Raw genomic sequence first — 15,570 nt, forward strand, 5'->3', positions numbered from 1 at the left:
GAGCTGCAGCGGGTCCACATGGTCGGCATCGGGGGCTCCGGGATGTCCGGCGTCGCCCGCATCCTGCTGGACCGGGGCGTTAAGGTATCGGGGTCGGATGCCAAGGAGTCCCGCGGGGTGCACGCGCTGCGGGCCCGGGGCGCGCTGATTCGCATTGGCCACGACGCGTCCGCGCTGGACCTGCTGCCCGGCGGCGCGACCGCCGTCGTCACCACACATGCCGCCATCCCGAAGACCAACCCCGAACTGGTCGAGGCCCGGCGGCGCAGCATTCCCGTGTTGCTGCGCCCGGCCGTGCTGGCCATCCTGATGGCCGGCCGCACCACGCTGATGGTCACCGGCACGCACGGCAAGACGACGACGACGTCGATGCTGATCGTCGCGCTGCAGCACTGTGGTCGCGACCCGTCGTTCGCGGTGGGTGGCGATCTCGGCGAGGCCGGCACCAACGCGCATCACGGCAGCGGCGACTGCTTCGTCGCCGAGGCCGACGAAAGCGACGGATCGCTGCTGGAGTACACCCCCAACGTCGCGGTGGTCACCAACATCGAGGCCGATCACCTTGACTTCTACGGCAGCAACGACGCGTACGTCGCGGTGTTCGACTCCTTCGTCGAGCGGCTGGCGCCGGGCGGGGCGCTGGTGGTGTGCACCGACGATCCCGGCGCGGCCGCGCTGGCGCGGCGCAGCAGCGAATTGGGCATCCGGGTGTTGCGTTATGGCTCCGCGCCGCACGAGGACCCGGAGCTGGCGGCCACCCTGCTGTCCTGGGAGCAGCAGGGCACCGGGGCCGTCGCGACCATCCGGGTGGGTCCCGACCCGGCGCCGGCGCGTTCGATGCGGCTGTCGGTGCCGGGGCGGCACATGGCACTCAACGCACTCGGCGCCCTGCTGGCCGCGCTGGAGGCCGGCGCCCCGGTGGATCAGGTGCTCGACGGCCTGGCCGGTTTCGAGGGCGTGCGGCGCCGCTTCGAACTCGTCGGCGCGGTGGGCTCGGTGCGGGTGTTCGATGACTACGCCCATCACCCGACGGAGATCGCCGCGACGCTGTCGGCGGTCCGCGCGGTGCTCGAACAGGCCAGCGACGGCCGGGCGCTGGTCGTCTTCCAGCCCCACTTGTATTCGCGGACAAAGGCATTTGCGGCGGAATTCGGTCAAGCCCTGGATCACGCCGACGAGGTGTTCGTGCTCGACGTATACGGTGCGCGCGAACAGCCGCTGGCCGGCATGCGCGGGGCGATCGTCGCCGAGCACGTCAGCGCGCCGGTCAGCTACCTGCCGAACTTCTCCACCGTCGCCGAGCAGGTGGCCGCGGCCGCCGGACCGGGCGACGTCATCGTGACCATGGGCGCCGGCGACGTGACCATGCTGGGGCCCGAGATCGTTAGCGCGCTGCGAGCGCGAGCCACCCGCAGCACGCCCGGGCAGTCCGGGGTGTTGCGATGACCGAACCCAACGACACCAGGCCCACCGACGTGGTCGCCGACTCCGACTCCAGCGCCGACAGCGCGGTGACCGAACCGAACTTCGTCGAGCACAACCCCCCGGGGGCCGCCGCACCGGTCGACTTCGAGGGTCCACGCCGGCGCGCCCGTCGGGAACGCGCCGAGCGGCGCGCCGCCCAGGCCCGGGCCACCGCCATCGAGGAGGCGCGCCGCGAGGCTAAGCGCCAGGTCAGCGGTCGCATCGGCGCACCCTACCAGCCCAAAAAGCCTGCACGCGGCGTGGTTCGCGGCCTGAAGATGTTGCGCGCGACGGTGCTCCTGGTGGTGGTCGGGATCGGGTTGGCGCTGATCTTCTACTTCACGCCGGTGATGTCGGCACGCGAGATCGTCGTCGTCGGTACCGGCGCGGTGTCGCGTGAAGAGGTGCTAGACGCCGCCCAGGTGCGGATCGGTACGCCGCTGCTGCAGATCAACACCAACCAGGTCGCCGACCGGATCGCCGCGATCCGCCGGGTCGCCAGCGCGCGCGTGCAACGCCAATACCCGTCGGCGCTGCGGATCACGATCGTCGAGCGAGTTCCCGTGGTGGTCAAGGACTTTGCCGACGGTCCGCATCTGTTCGACCGCGACGGCGTCGACTTCGCGACCGGCCCGCCACCGCCGGCGCTGCCCTACCTCGACGTCGCCAACCCCGGGCCGGCCGACTCCACGACCAGGGCCGCGCTGCAGGTGCTGCTGGCGCTTCGTCCCGAGGTTGCCCGACAGGTGGGCCGGATCGCGGCGCCGTCGCTGGCCTCGATCACCCTCACCCTGGGCGACGGGCGAGTGGTGATCTGGGGGACGACCGACCGCACGGACGAGAAGGCCGAAAAGCTAGCCGCGCTGCTCACCCAGCCGGGCAAGACCTACGATGTGTCGAGCCCCGATCTGCCCACGGTGAAGTAGTCCCGCGCACTGCGACTGTGGTCACAGCTATGAAATTGGCGGAAAATTTGCGCACCGCTCGTCGGCGCGCCTGCAGGGATAGCGCGCGTCGTACCCATACCGTTCTGGTTGCACGGAACTACTTGACATAACTCTAACTCTATGGTTGAGGTTGAGAGTTTGCCAGGGGGACCGCATAGCCCGGAAAACCGAATCCCCACCAGGGAGGAAGACGAGATGATGACCCCCCCGCACAACTACCTGGCCGTCATCAAGGTTGTGGGTATCGGCGGTGGCGGCGTCAACGCCGTCAACCGAATGATCGAGCAGGGCCTCAAGGGCGTGGAGTTCATCGCGATCAACACCGATGCGCAGGCATTGTTGATGAGCGATGCCGACGTCAAGCTGGACGTCGGCCGCGACTCCACCCGAGGGTTGGGCGCCGGTGCCGACCCCGAGGTCGGCCGCAAGGCCGCCGAGGACGCCAAGGACGAGATCGAAGAGTTGCTGCGCGGCGCGGACATGGTGTTCGTCACGGCCGGTGAGGGCGGCGGCACGGGCACCGGCGGGGCACCCGTGGTGGCGACCATCGCCCGCAAGCTCGGCGCGCTGACCGTCGGCGTGGTCACCCGGCCGTTCTCGTTCGAGGGCAAACGGCGCAGCAATCAGGCCGAGAACGGTATCAACGCGCTGCGGGAGAGCTGCGACACGTTGATAGTCATCCCGAACGACCGCCTGCTGCAGATAGGTGACGCCGCGGTGTCGCTGATGGATGCGTTCCGCAGCGCCGACGAGGTGCTGCTCAACGGTGTCCAGGGTATCACCGACTTGATCACCACGCCGGGCCTGATCAACGTGGACTTCGCCGACGTCAAGGGTATCATGTCCGGCGCCGGCACCGCCCTGATGGGCATCGGCTCGGCGCGCGGCGAGGGCCGGTCGCTCAAGGCCGCCGAGATCGCCATCAACTCCCCGCTGCTGGAGGCGTCGATGGAGGGTGCCCAGGGCGTGCTTATGTCCATCGCCGGGGGCAGCGACCTGGGCCTGTTCGAGATCAATGAGGCGGCCTCGCTGGTGCAGGACGCCGCCCACCAGGACGCCAACATCATCTTCGGCACTGTGATCGACGACTCGCTGGGCGACGAGGTGCGGGTCACGGTGATCGCGGCGGGCTTCGACGCGGCCGGGCCCGGGCGCAAACCCGTCATCGGCAATGCCGACGCGGCAGAGAAGACCGGCGGTGCGCACCGCATCGAATCGGCGAAGGCGGGCAAGCTCACCTCGACGCTGTTCGAGCCGGTCGACGCCGTCAGCGTGCCGGCGCATACCAACGGCGCGACGCTGAGCATCGGCGGCGATGACGACGACGTCGAAGTGCCACCCTTCATGCGCCGCTGAGAACGGACATGCTCGCGACAACCGTCCCCGTCCGCACGGCGGGGACGGTTGTTCGGCAACGGAATCCGGATACTGGTCCTGTGACTGTTCGCATCCGGCGAGTGACGACCACCCGGGCGGGCGGCGTCTCCAAACCACCGTTCGACTCCTTCAATCTGGGCGACCACGTCGGTGACGACCCAGCGGCGGTGGCGGCCAACCGGGCGCGACTGGCCCGCGCCATCGGCCTGAGTGACGAGGGGGGCACCGACCGAGTGGTGTGGATGAACCAGGTGCACGGCGACCGGGTGGAGCTCGTCGAGGGGCCGCGCCGCGCGCCCTTCGACGACACCGATGCACTGGTGACCCGTACGCCCCGGCTGGCCCTGGCCGTGGTGACGGCCGATTGCGTGCCGGTGTTGCTGGCCGACGCACGGGCCGAGGTGGTCGCGGCCGTGCATGCCGGCCGCGTCGGCGCGCAGCGGGGCGTGGTGGCACGCACCGTCGAGGCGCTGCAGAAGCTGGGCGCGCAGGCCGGCGACATCTCGGTGCTGCTCGGCCCGGCGGTCAGCGGAGGAAATTACGAGGTGCCCGCGCCGATGGCCGAGGAGGTCGAAGCCGCGCTGCCGGGCAGTCGCACCAGCACCTCTCGCGGCACTCCCGGCCTCGATCTTCGGGCCGGAATTGCTTACCAGTTAAGAGAATTTGGCATCCAATCGATCGACATAGATCCACGCTGCACGGTGGCCGACCCGGCATTGTTCAGTCACCGCCGGGACGCCCCGACCGGGCGGCTGGCGTCGGTGATCTGGATGGAGTGAGTGCCATGGCTGTCGGCCCGGCGGACTCCAAGACGGGCAACCGCGAAACTGAATTGACGCATGCGTTGGCGGCGGTGCGTTCGCGATTGGCGATGGCCGCGGAAGCCGCGGACCGCAATGTCGGTGGAATTGAACTTCTGCCAGTTACCAAATTCTTTCCCTCCAGCGATGTCGCGATTTTGTCTCGATTAGGTTGTCGTTCGGTTGGTGAATCGCGCGAACAAGAAGCGTCGGCAAAGGTGGCGGAAGTCACTCGGTTGACACAGGCTTCCGGTTCTTCGCGAGAGTTGCACTGGCACATGGTCGGCCGGATTCAGCGCAAGAAGGCGCGGTCGCTGGCGCGCTGGGCACACACCGCACATTCGGTCGACAGCGCGCAGCTCGTGACGGCGCTGGACCGGGCGGTCACCGCCACGCTGGCCGAGGGGGGACGGCAGCATCCGCTTCGTGTTTACGTTCAGGTCAGCCTGGACGGTGACGCCTCGCGGGGCGGGGTGGATCCCGCAGCCCCGGGCGCCCTGGACGAGGTGTGCGCCCAGGTCGAGGATTCGCGGGGCCTGGAGTTGATCGGGCTGATGGGCATTCCGCCGCTGGACTGGGAGCCCGAAGTGGCCTTTGAGCGGCTGCAATCGGAGCACCGTCGGGTGCTCGAGGCGCACCCGAACGCGGTCGGACTGTCCGCCGGCATGTCGAACGATTTCGAAATTGCGGTTAAATACGGTTCGACGTGTGTGCGTGTCGGTACCGCGTTAATGGGCCCGCGGCAGCTACCGTCACCGTGAGTAGTCACTGTAGTCACATCTTCATCACAGACAACAGAAATCCCAGGGCTAGAAGGGGTCAACGCGATGAGCACGCTGCATAAGGTCAAGGCCTATTTCGGTATGGCCCCGATGGACGACTACGAGGATGAGTACTACGACGACCGCGCACCTTCGCGCGGATTTCCCCGTCCTCGCTTCGACGACGGGTACGGCCGCTACGAAGGCCGTTTTGAAGGTGACTACGACGACCCGCGCGCCGACACCGGCGAGTACGCACCGGCCGGTTACCGCGGCGGCTATCCCAAGGAGCCGCGCTACGGCGCGATGCGCTCCCGCGAGTGCGACCGCGACCCGGAGATGAGCCGCCCGCGGCTGGGTTCGTGGCTGCGCGGTTCGACTCGTGGCGCCCTGGCCATGGACCCGCGCCGGATGGCGATGATGTTCGAAGAGGGCCATCCGCTGTCAAAGATCACCACGCTGCGGCCCAAGGACTACAGCGAGGCCCGCACCATCGGCGAGCGCTTCCGCGACGGCACCCCGGTGATCATGGACCTGGTGTCGATGGACAACGCTGATGCGAAGCGGCTGGTCGACTTTGCGGCCGGGTTGGCGTTCGCCCTGCGTGGTTCGTTCGACAAGGTCGCGACGAAGGTGTTCCTGCTGTCCCCGGCCGACGTCGATGTCACGCCGGAAGAGCGTCGGCGGATCGCCGAAACCGGCTTCTACGCCTACCAATAGACGTACCTGACCCCCCGGCGGGGTCGGTCGTATCGGGTGCCCGGCGGTTGTCCATTGCGCTACAGGTGCGGCGCAGGTGAGATGTCCGCCCGGACCTGAGTCGGTACGCTTGCTATTGCTGCGCTATAGCGCGGCGGTTGACATCTCATCGTTAAGGTCGGGCTCTCGTTGGTGCTGTTCTTTCAGATCCTTGGGTTTGCGCTGTTCATCTTCTGGCTGCTGCTCATCGCTAGGATCGTTGTCGAGTTCATCCGCTCGTTCAGCCGGGACTGGCATCCCACCGGCGTCACCGTGGTGATCCTGGAGATCATCATGTCGATCACCGACCCGCCGGTGAAGTTGTTGCGTCGGCTCATCCCTCAGCTCACCATCGGAGCGGTTCGCTTCGACCTGTCGATCATGGTGCTGTTGCTGGTCGCGTTCATCGGCATGCAGCTCGCTTTCGGCGCCGCGGCCTGAGCCCTCCCAAGGGCGTCGCGGGGTTGTCCGAGGACCCGGGCGACGGTTCGGCCACGATTAGGCTTCGGTTTGATGGGCGCGATTTGCAAATTCTAAGGATTGAGATTTTATGTCTATCAGTGTTTGAAATTGGCTCTTATTTATTGGCCTAATCGGCGACCGCCGGGTCTGGTGTGACAGGATGGGCGGCAGTGCACAACCGCTGCCACTCCGTTCTACACTTCCGAGAACGCTTGACAGGAACTTGAGGGGACGAACAAATGCCGCTTACACCAGCCGACGTCCACAATGTGGCGTTCAGTAAGCCGCCTATTGGCAAGCGCGGTTACAACGAGGACGAGGTCGACGCATTCCTGGACCTGGTGGAAAACGAGCTGACGCGGCTGATCGAAGAAAACTCTGATCTGCGCCAACGGGTCGAGGAGCTCGACTGCGAACTGGCCGTTGCCGGCGGCGGCGCTCCCGTCGCTCACCCCGCCCCCGCAGGCCCTGTTTACGAGCTCGAGCCCGAGCCGGAACCCGTCAAGGCGGCAGCGGCGGCCACCCTGAGCGGGACGAACGAGGAGCAGGCCCTCAAGGCCGCGCGGGTGCTGAGCCTGGCCCAGGACACCGCCGACCGGCTGACCCGCACCGCCCAGGCCGAGTCCGAAAAGCTATTGGCAGACGCCCGCGCCAATGCCGATCAGATCCTCACCGAGGCCCGGCAGACGGCCGAGGCCACCGTCATCGAGGCCCGGCAGCGCGCCGACGCCATGCTCGCCGACGCCCAGACCCGTTCCGAGACGCAGCTGCGTCAGGCCCAGGAGAAGGCCGACGCGCTGCAGGCCGACGCCGAACGCAAGCACTCAGAGATCATGGGCACCATCAACCAGCAGCGCACCGTGCTGGAGGGACGCCTCGAGCAGCTCCGCACCTTTGAACGCGAATACCGCACCCGCCTCAAGACCTACCTGGAGTCCCAGCTCGAGGAGCTCGGGCAGCGCGGATCGGCAGCACCCGTCGACTCCAGCGCGGACGCCGGGGGGTTTGACCAATTCAATCGGGGTAACAATTAGTCGGAACCCGATTTGAGTTCGTGCCGGACGCCGTGTCCGGCATATCGTGTGCACTGTACCTGGCAGCCCCGCCCTTCGGCTAGAGGATGACCAATGCTGATCATTGCGCTGGTACTCGCCCTAATCGGGCTCGTAGCGCTCGTCTTTGCGGTCGTCACCAGCAACGAGCTGGTGGCCTGGGTGTGCATCGGCGTCAGCGTCCTTGGTGTGGTGCTGCTGATCGTCGACGCGCTGCGGGAACACCAACACCGTGACACGGCCGCTGCCGAGGATGACACGGATGACGCGCACGATGATCAGCCCGAGGACGACGCGACGCTCGACTACCCGGACGAAGACTCCAACCCCGATTCCGACACGGCCGATGGCTACGCCGACGACCAGGCCGTCTCGGCCGAAACCCGCGGCGACGACACGGCCAAGTAGGGTCAGCGCGTCGGCGAGCTGAGCAGCTCGCGCACTTCACGGTCGCTGACCTGATGAAAATCGTCGTAAACCTGCCCGACGGCCTCGAATGCTGGCGGTGTGACAGCGCACACGACACCGTCGGCCACCGCCGCGAGTTCACGGCAGACCGATTGCGGCCCGACGGGCACGGCGACAACGATCGATTCCGGTTCACCGGCCCGAATGGCCCACACCGCGGCCAGCATGCTGGCGCCGGTGGCGATGCCGTCATCGACCACGATCACTATCTTGCCCCGGGGGTCGGCGACGGGGCGGCCACCGCGATAGGCCTGTTCTCGGCGGGCCAGCTGGGCCGCCGCGCTGTCGACGACCTCGCGTACCTGCTCGTCGGTGATGTGCAGGCTGGACACCACGTGTTCGTTCATCACTACACCGCCGCCGCTGGCCAGCGCGCCCATCGCGAGCTCCGACCACCTCGGCACCCCGAGCTTGCGGACCAGAAACACGTCGAGCTCGGCGTGCAGCGCCTTGGCGACCTCCCAGGCCACGGGCAGCCCGCCGCGCGCCAGCCCCAGCACCAGGACATTGTCCTTGTACTGGTAAGAAGTGAGTTGTTCGGCTAACGCGCGACCGGCTTCGCGGCGGTCTGCAAACCGTCGCGCGGTTCGCGAGACCGTGCGGCGCAGGAAGCCATTCCGTGAGTTCATCGGTGCGATCCAGCTTACCCGCCCGTTGCTCGGCAATCGAATAGCTTGTGCACCAAGTGAATTTGACAATATTCGGTGGTTGCCGGGCCCGATCGGTCGGCGGCCGTCGTGGCGGGACATCGACCCGTGGCGGGCAAACTCGCGACGAAATCACCATTCATGTCGCGTTTCGTGGGAAACACTGCATCATTTCCCGTGGGTGAGCAAATCCGCGCCACCGCAGACTGTATACAGTTTCCTCACAAGGGGATAACAGTTTGGCGACGGATCGGAGAAGGCGTGACCACACCATTAAACTGCAGCATTATATCGGGGGCTTAGAGGGCCTACCGGAGCCATTACATCTCGAGAAGCAAGTCTTCGTCGGAATGGGAGAAACGCATCTTCGGGATCCATGTCGCGATGATGGCACTCTCGAAGCATCTCGGCTCGGCGCTGCCACGCTATCCAATTGCCGAGGTGCCGACGACATTCGACGATAAATGGACGTGGGCCGATCTGCGTACCAGCGCGGAGGCGATGGACCCGTTCGACTACTTCAAGTTTCGCTACTACGAGAAGTGGCTTGGCGGTGTCACCCAGTTTCTCGTGGACAAGGGTTGCCTGACTACCGACGAATTGGCCACGCGCACAGAGAATTTTCCGTCCCGACAAGAACCCGGGGCCGCCGAGGCCATCGACGCCCAGGTGTTGGCGTACCTACGGATGGGAACAGCCTTCGACGCGACGTCGCCCACCCGAAGTTCGCCGTCGGCGACACCGTGCGGATTGCCTACGTGCCGGCCGGCGCGCACCCGGTTGCCGGGATTCCTGCGGGGCCGCGTCGGCACGGTGAAACGCGTCTTCGAGAGCGACTACGCGTATTTCAATCACACCGCGGATGGGATCTGCGACCCGATGCCCAACTACCTCGTCTAGTTCACCGCCACCGAACTCTGGGATCCGGCGCCGAGGACGGTCACCAGGCCGTCTGCGCAGAACTGTTCGAGGCTACTTGGAAAGACTGGCATGACAGGGCAATGCGCCTTTCCGGGCGACCGTGAGGAAAGCAGCGCCGCGAAAGTGCACGCGCTGGAATTGCTGCTGATCGAGAAGGGCGTGATCACCAGCCAGACCGTCGACAAGGTGCTGGCCTACTTCGAATCCGGGATGACGCCGCTCAACGGCAAGAAGATCGTCGTCAAGGCATGGACGGATCCCGAATTCGCCTCTCGGCTGGTGGCGAACACACCGTCCGCGATTGCCGAGCTCGACCTGCCCGACGGCATGGCGGGCGCCGAGGCTGAGCACCTGCGTGCCGTAGCCAATACCACCCGAGGCCCAGGAAGAACTGGCGAGCCGCATTGTCGCCGAGGGGCTGTCGGTGCGCGCCACCGAGGAGGCCGTGACGCTGGCCAACCGAGGTGACGAGACGACTCCGGCGCCGCCGCTCCGCAAGCCGATACGGGTGTCCACAATCTGGTGATCTACACGCTGTGCTCGTGATTTCCCGTGGCCGGTGCTCGGGTTGCCGCCGTACTGGTACAAGGACCCGGTATTCCGGACTGCGTGCCGCACGCGAGCTGCGCAAAGGTACTCGCCGAGATCGGCCTGGAACTCGCGGCGTATGTCGAGATCAGGGTGTTGGACAGCAGCAGCCACTCACGATGGTTCGTGCTACCCGAACAACCCTCGGGCACAGAGGATTTCACCGATGACATGCTGATGGATCTGGTGACCACCGAGTCCATGATGGGCGTTTGCTTTGGCAGATCGGCCACATGAAACTGCATGAGACCTGCACCACCGATCAGGCGGACCCGCAATTCGATCACCCGTGGCAGCGCCGGGCTTTCAAGCTGGCAGTGGCGTTGGCGGACGACTGCGACCACGCCCCAACCACCAACCACCGAAATGGAGACGACCATGACGATGCGGCCCGTTGAACCCGTCAGCCGCTCGATCCCCGCTTCCCTGGCCGGGGCGGCGTGGCTGAGTCTGACGACGCTTCTGGCATTGCTGGCGTTGTACCTCGTCGGCATCGAGCAAGGCGCGGTGTCGCTGTTCGGCTCGAACCACTCATGTCCACGAATTCATGCACGATGCAAGGCATCTGCTGAGTTACCCGTGCCACTGAGCAACAGTCGACACCCGGGGGCCAGCAGGCGCCGTGACCACTATCCGTCGAATTGTGTCCGAGGGGGGACTTGAACCCCCACGCCCATTAGTAGGGCACTAGCACCTCAAGCTAGCGCGTCTGCCATTCCGCCACTCGGACTCGAGCAACCAAAGTCGGCAGCTAAGGCTAGCGGATAGGGCCGGAAGGACCCAATTTAGGCTACCGGTGGGTTGGCTCGAAGGCTTGCTCCCGAGCCGGTCAGTCCGGGCAGTGGTAGGAAGGGTTCTTGTGACAGTTGAGAACGAAGTTTCCAACAATTCCAGTGATGAGGTGGTCGAAGTCGTCAGCAGGCTGATCCGGTTCGACACCACCAATACGGGCGACCCCGAAACCACGCGAGGCGAGGCCGAGTGCGCGCAGTGGGTGGCCGCGCAGCTCGCGGAAGTGGGCTACGAGCCGCAGTATCTGGAATCTGGGGCGCCGGGGCGGGCCAACGTGTTCGCCCGGCTGGAGGGCGCGGATCGGTCGCGCGGCGCGCTGCTGATCCACGGGCATCTCGACGTGGTGCCGGCCGAACTGGCCGACTGGAGCGTGCACCCGTTTTCCGGGGCCGTCGAGGACGGTTACGTGTGGGGCCGCGGCGCGGTCGACATGAAGGACATGGTCGGCATGATGATCGTCGTCGCCCGTCAGTTGAAGCGGGCGGGCATCGTGCCGCCGCGCGACCTGGTGTTTGCGTTCGTGGCCGACGAGGAACACGGCGGCCGCTACGGGGCGCACTGGCTGGTGGACAACCGACCTGACCTGTTCGACGGCACTACCGAGGCGATCGGCGAGGTCGGCGGGTTCTCGCTGACCGTGCCGCGCCGCGACGGCGGCGAACGCCGGCTGTACTTGATCGAGACGGCCGAGAAGGGCATGCAGTGGATGCGGTTGACCGCCCGCGGCCAGACGGGGCACGGCTCGATGGCCAATGACCGCAACGCGGTCACCATCCTGTCCGAGGCGGTCGCGCGGATCGGCCGGCACGAATTCCCGGTGGTGGTGACCGAAACGGTGACGCAGTTCCTGGCCGTCATCAGCGAGGAGACCGGCCTGACCTTCGACACCGGCTCTGCCGATTTGCAAAGCGTGATCCAAAAGCTCGGCACGATGGCCCGGATGCTCACGGCGGTGCTGCGCGACACCGCCAACCCGACGATGCTCAGGGCCGGCTACAAGGCCAATGTCATTCCCGGTACCGCCGAGGCGGTGATCGACTGCCGGGTGCTGCCGGGCCGGTTGGCCGCGCTCGAGGCCGAGATGGACGAGCTGATCGGCCCGGACGTGACACGGGAGTGGATCAGGGATCTGCCGTCCTACGAGACCACATTCGACGGTGACCTGGTCGACGCGATGAACGCCGCGGTGCTCGCGGTCGACCCGGACGGACGCACCGTCCCGTACATGTTGTCCGGCGGCACCGACGCGAAAGCCTTTGCGCGGTTAGGGATTCGCTGCTTCGGCTTCGCCCCGCTGCGGCTGCCGCCGGAATTGGACTTCTCCTCGCTGTTCCACGGCGTCGACGAGCGGGTACCCGTCGAATCGCTGCGGTTTGGCACCGCGGTGTTGACCCACTTCCTGACCCATTGCTAGTGCTACAAACGAACGGAAACAAGAGGATCGCCCATGAGCTCGTCTGACCCGTATGACGCGCTGCCCAAACTGCCCGACGTTCACCTGACCTCCGAGTCGGTCACCGACGGCCAGCCGCTGGCCAAGGCCCAGGTGAGCGGCATCATGGGCGCCGGGGGAGAAGACGTCAGTCCGCAGCTGAGCTGGTCGGGGTTCCCGCCGCAGACCCGCAGCTTCGCGGTCACCGTGTACGACCCGGACGCCCCGACGCTGTCGGGTTTCTGGCACTGGGCCGTCGCCAACCTGCCGGCCGACGTCACCGAGCTGCCCGCCGACGCCGGCGACGGGCGTGAGCTGCCCGGCGGGGCGCTGCAGCTGCTCAACGACGCCGGCATGCGCCGTTACATCGGCGCCGCGCCGCCGCCCGGGCACGGGGTGCACCGCTACTACATCGCCGTGCACGCCGTCGACGTCGACAAGCTCGACCTCAGCGAGGACGCCAGCCCCGCTTTCCTGGGTTTCAACTTGTTCCAACACGCGATCGCACGGGCCTACATCCACGGAACCTACGAACAGACCTAACCGCAGGTGAACCCTCGCGCGCGTGTGTGCTCGTGCTGCCGGGCGGAACGGGTGCGCAGCGACGAGACCTCCCGATGGTGGCAGCCGGCCAACCTCCGGATGATGCTGAGTCGCGGTGGCGCTGAGGGTGCGGCTGGGCCGCGGCGTTGCGGTGCGGCGGGTGCAGTACCGGTTGCGCGGCTGCAACAGCCCGCGGCTGGACGCGGTGGCCGACGCGGCGGCGCTGGACCAGGTACGGCGCCGTTACGAACCGAAAACCATTGTGGTGGTGGCCCATTCGATGGGACGCCCGGGTCGCGGCGCGGCTGGCCGCCGACGGGCAGATCGGCGCAGTGGTCGCGCTGGCGCCGTACTGGCCGCGCGATGACGCCGACCTGATTCCGCCGTCGACCCGGCTGCTGGTCATCCACGGCACCGCCGACACCCGCACCGATCCGGACAGTTCGCGGATCCAGACGCTACGGGCCGGTGACCGCGGGCTCGACGCACAGTGGATGGGCATCGACGGCGCGCACGGCGTGGCCGGTCGCCCACGTCGCCGTGATCCGGCAGTTCTTCCATCGCTTGCCGGCCGAGGTGGACATCGAGACCCGGGACTGCGCTGAACGGCATCTGGCGACGCTCGCCACGCAGTTCCGACCCGACCAGGTCGCCAAATTGGCTGACCGGCTTGCTGATTGCTTCAACCCCGGACGGCAACTAACGCGAGGAAGACCGGGCGCGGCGGCGCGGGTTGACGTTGGGCAGGCAGGACGTCGACGGGATGTCGCGGCTGACCGGGTGGCTGACCCCGGAGACCCACGCGACGGTCGAGGCGGTGCTGGGTAAGCTGGCGACATCCGGGACGTGCAACCCCGAGGACGACGCGCCGGTTGTCTACGGCCCGGCCGGTGACGCCAAGGCGCGTCGCGACGGCCGCACCGCCGCGCAGCGCAATCACGACGCGCTCGATGCCACGTTGCGCGCCGTGCTGGCATCGGGAAAGCTGGGGCAGCACAATGGATTACCCGCTACTATCATCGTGACCACCACGCTGCGGGACCTGGAAGCCGCCGACGGTACCGCATGCACCGCCGGCGGAACCCGGCTGCCGCTGTCCGACGTGATCCGCCTGGCCCGCCACGCCCATCACTATCTGGCGATCTTCGAAAGACAACGCCGTGGGGCTCTATCACGCCGACCGGTTGGCTTCGCCAGGGCAGCGAATTGTGCTGTACGCCACGGATCGTGGGTGTATCCATCCCGGCTGCGACGTGCCGGGCTACTGGTGCGAGGTGCACCACGTCGACGACTGGGCCAGGACGCACCGACCGACGGGCTTACCTTCGCCTGCGGAACCACCACAAACTCCTCGACGCCGGCTGGGTCACGCGGAAGCGTGGGGACGGTGTCACCGAATGATTCCGCCGCCGCACCTCGACCGCGGGCAGCCGCGGGTGAACACCTTACCATCACCTGGACAAGCTGCTGGCCGGCGACGAAGACGGGGCGGCGTGAGCTAGTCGGCAACGTTCGCCGCGGACCCGACGGCGTCGCGTAGCGACGCGAACCCGCCGTCGCGGAGCCGTTGGGCGAGGCCGTCGTGAATGTGCTTGGGCCACATGCCGCCCGAATAGACGAAGCCTGTGTAGCCCTGCAGCAGCGAGGCGCCGGCGGTGATTCGCTCCCACGCGTCGTCGGCGGTTTCGATGCCCCCGACGCTGATCAGCACCAGCCGATCGCCGACCCGCCGGTAGAGCCGGCGCAGCATGTCGATGGCGCGGCGGGTGACCGGCGGTCCGGAGATGCCGCCGGGGCCGAGCTCATCGACGCCCGGGGTGCGCAGGAAGTCGCGGGACACGGTGGTGTTGGTCGCGACGATCCCGGCCAGTCCCAGCTCGACGGCCAGGTCCGCGATCTCGTCGACGTCGGCGTTGGAGAGGTCCGGGGCGATCTTCACCAGCACCGGCACGGACGTTTCGGCCAGCACGCCGGACAGGATGGGCCGCAACGTCTCGACCGCCTGCAGGTCGCGCAGCTCCGGGGTGTTCGGCGAGCTGACGTTGACCACCAGGTACGACGCCAGCGGGCCGACCAACCGGGCACTGGCCCGATAGTCCTCGACCGCCTCGTCGGCGGGGGTCACCTTGGTCTTGCCGATGTTGACCCCGATCGGCACGTTGGGGCGGTGTCGCGCCAGCCGGACGGCGAGCTCCCCGGCGCCGTGATTGTTGAATCCCATCCGGTTGAGCAGCGCCCGATCGTCGGGCAGCCGGAACAGCCGCGGCGCCGGATTGCCGTGCTGCGGGTGCGCGGTGACGGTTCCCACCTCGGCGTAGCCGAATCCCAAAGCCCCCCAGGTGCGCAGACCCTTGCCGTCCTTGTCGAAGCCGGCGGCCAGGCCCAGCGGGGCGGGGAAGCGCACCCCGAAGACCGTGCTGGCCAGCGCCGGGTCGTGCGCGCCCAGCAGCCGGTACAGCAACCGTCGGGTCACGCCCAGGGCGGTCGCGCCGCGCAGGGCGGTAAACACCAGCGTGTGAATGCGTTCGGGCGGGAGCAGGAAAAACAGCCGGCGCAACAGGCTGTACAGGCTAACCGC

The 15,570-nt window shown here is 67.1% G+C and carries 14 protein-coding genes, 1 tRNA gene and 8 pseudogenes; 20 read left to right on the forward strand and 3 right to left on the reverse strand.

Annotated elements, in window-relative coordinates:
• Positions 1-18: 18 nt before the first annotated feature.
• The 9 genes from murC (at position 19) to FQ389_RS10325 (ending at position 8,009) form a co-directional block, all read left to right on the forward strand.
• On the forward strand, positions 19-1,446 hold the full coding sequence (gene murC / locus FQ389_RS10285) for a UDP-N-acetylmuramate--L-alanine ligase (protein WP_144207401.1): 1,428 nt from the start codon (positions 19-21) through the stop codon (positions 1,444-1,446).
• Complete coding sequence (locus tag FQ389_RS10290; protein WP_144207337.1) at positions 1,443-2,390, forward strand: cell division protein FtsQ/DivIB; 948 nt, start codon at positions 1,443-1,445, stop codon at positions 2,388-2,390. The genes murC and FQ389_RS10290 overlap by 4 nt, the downstream gene beginning before the upstream one ends.
• 219 nt (positions 2,391-2,609) lie before the next feature.
• The gene (gene ftsZ, locus FQ389_RS10295; RefSeq protein WP_144207404.1) at positions 2,610-3,767 is read left to right on the forward strand and encodes a cell division protein FtsZ; all 1,158 of its coding nucleotides are present in this window, start codon (positions 2,610-2,612) and stop codon (positions 3,765-3,767) included.
• A gap of 80 nt (positions 3,768-3,847) precedes the next feature.
• A complete protein-coding gene (gene pgeF / locus FQ389_RS10300) occupies positions 3,848-4,567 on the forward strand; it encodes a peptidoglycan editing factor PgeF (protein WP_186296354.1) in 720 nt (239 codons plus the stop codon).
• A gap of 5 nt (positions 4,568-4,572) precedes the next feature.
• A complete protein-coding gene (locus tag FQ389_RS10305; protein WP_144207343.1) occupies positions 4,573-5,349 on the forward strand; it encodes a YggS family pyridoxal phosphate-dependent enzyme in 777 nt (258 codons plus the stop codon).
• A 66-nt stretch (positions 5,350-5,415) separates the two neighbouring features.
• Complete coding sequence (locus tag FQ389_RS10310; RefSeq protein ID WP_144207346.1) at positions 5,416-6,069, forward strand: cell division protein SepF; 654 nt, start codon at positions 5,416-5,418, stop codon at positions 6,067-6,069.
• A 168-nt stretch (positions 6,070-6,237) separates the two neighbouring features.
• Positions 6,238-6,528 (forward strand): YggT family protein, encoded by a 291-nt coding sequence (locus tag FQ389_RS10315; protein WP_144207349.1) that lies wholly within the window; start codon positions 6,238-6,240, stop codon positions 6,526-6,528.
• Between the two features lie 260 nt (positions 6,529-6,788).
• Positions 6,789-7,583: a DivIVA-like cell division protein Wag31 gene (gene wag31, locus FQ389_RS10320; protein WP_144207352.1), complete on the forward strand. Its 795-nt coding sequence runs from the start codon at positions 6,789-6,791 to the stop codon at positions 7,581-7,583.
• Positions 7,584-7,676: 93 nt separating this feature from the next.
• Positions 7,677-8,009 (forward strand): cytochrome d ubiquinol oxidase subunit II, encoded by a 333-nt coding sequence (locus FQ389_RS10325; protein WP_144207355.1) that lies wholly within the window; start codon positions 7,677-7,679, stop codon positions 8,007-8,009.
• A gap of 2 nt (positions 8,010-8,011) precedes the next feature.
• Here the strand turns inward: FQ389_RS10325 and FQ389_RS10330 are convergent.
• A pseudogene (locus FQ389_RS10330) lies at positions 8,012-8,704 on the reverse strand (phosphoribosyltransferase); the annotation flags it as partial.
• A 284-nt stretch (positions 8,705-8,988) separates the two neighbouring features.
• Here FQ389_RS10330 and nthB point away from each other — a divergent pair.
• The 6 pseudogenes from nthB to FQ389_RS10360 all read left to right on the forward strand — a co-directional run bounded on the left by nthB (position 8,989) and on the right by FQ389_RS10360 (position 10,814).
• Positions 8,989-9,741, forward strand: a pseudogene (gene nthB, locus FQ389_RS10335) (nitrile hydratase subunit beta).
• Positions 9,707-10,009, forward strand: a pseudogene (locus tag FQ389_RS10340) (nitrile hydratase subunit alpha); the annotation flags it as partial. The pseudogenes nthB and FQ389_RS10340, both read left to right, overlap by 35 nt.
• 1 nt (position 10,010) lies before the next feature.
• Positions 10,011-10,148 (forward strand): annotated as a pseudogene (locus FQ389_RS10345) (ParB/RepB/Spo0J family partition protein); the annotation flags it as partial.
• Positions 10,142-10,462 (forward strand): annotated as a pseudogene (locus FQ389_RS10350) (nitrile hydratase subunit alpha); the annotation flags it as partial. The pseudogenes FQ389_RS10345 and FQ389_RS10350, both read left to right, overlap by 7 nt.
• Positions 10,459-10,557, forward strand: a pseudogene (locus FQ389_RS19820) (nitrile hydratase accessory protein); the annotation flags it as partial. The pseudogenes FQ389_RS10350 and FQ389_RS19820, both read left to right, overlap by 4 nt.
• Before the next feature lie 52 nt (positions 10,558-10,609).
• A pseudogene (locus FQ389_RS10360) lies at positions 10,610-10,814 on the forward strand (CbtB domain-containing protein).
• Positions 10,815-10,869: 55 nt separating this feature from the next.
• Here the strand turns inward: FQ389_RS10360 and FQ389_RS10365 are convergent.
• Positions 10,870-10,955 (reverse strand) — tRNA-Leu (locus FQ389_RS10365).
• Positions 10,956-11,084: 129 nt separating this feature from the next.
• On the opposite strand from FQ389_RS10365, the gene FQ389_RS10370 reads away from it, so the two are divergent.
• The 5 genes and pseudogenes from FQ389_RS10370 to FQ389_RS10385 form a co-directional block, all read left to right on the forward strand.
• Complete coding sequence (locus FQ389_RS10370; RefSeq protein WP_144207366.1) at positions 11,085-12,431, forward strand: M20/M25/M40 family metallo-hydrolase; 1,347 nt, start codon at positions 11,085-11,087, stop codon at positions 12,429-12,431.
• Positions 12,432-12,464: 33 nt separating this feature from the next.
• Entirely contained in the window at positions 12,465-12,992 is a 528-nt protein-coding gene (locus FQ389_RS10375; protein WP_144207369.1) for a YbhB/YbcL family Raf kinase inhibitor-like protein, read from the forward strand.
• 115 nt (positions 12,993-13,107) lie between these two features.
• Positions 13,108-13,359, forward strand: coding sequence for a hypothetical protein (locus tag FQ389_RS21605; protein ID WP_144207372.1), 252 nt, complete (start codon positions 13,108-13,110; stop codon positions 13,357-13,359).
• Positions 13,253-13,597, forward strand: coding sequence for a hypothetical protein (locus FQ389_RS19825; protein WP_260860665.1), 345 nt, complete (start codon positions 13,253-13,255; stop codon positions 13,595-13,597). Before FQ389_RS21605 ends, FQ389_RS19825 begins: the two co-directional genes overlap by 107 nt.
• Positions 13,524-14,489: pseudogene (locus FQ389_RS10385) on the forward strand (HNH endonuclease signature motif containing protein); the annotation flags it as partial. The gene FQ389_RS19825 and the pseudogene FQ389_RS10385, both read left to right, overlap by 74 nt.
• A 1-nt stretch (position 14,490) precedes the next feature.
• On the opposite strand, the gene FQ389_RS10390 reads toward FQ389_RS10385, so the two are convergent.
• Positions 14,491-15,561 (reverse strand): quinone-dependent dihydroorotate dehydrogenase, encoded by a 1,071-nt coding sequence (locus tag FQ389_RS10390; protein ID WP_186296357.1) that lies wholly within the window; start codon positions 15,559-15,561, stop codon positions 14,491-14,493.
• Between the last annotated feature and the right edge of the window lie 9 nt (positions 15,562-15,570).

Source organism: Mycobacterium tilburgii (assembly GCF_902168065.1).
Taxonomy (GTDB): Bacteria; Actinomycetota; Actinomycetes; order Mycobacteriales; family Mycobacteriaceae; genus Mycobacterium; species Mycobacterium tilburgii.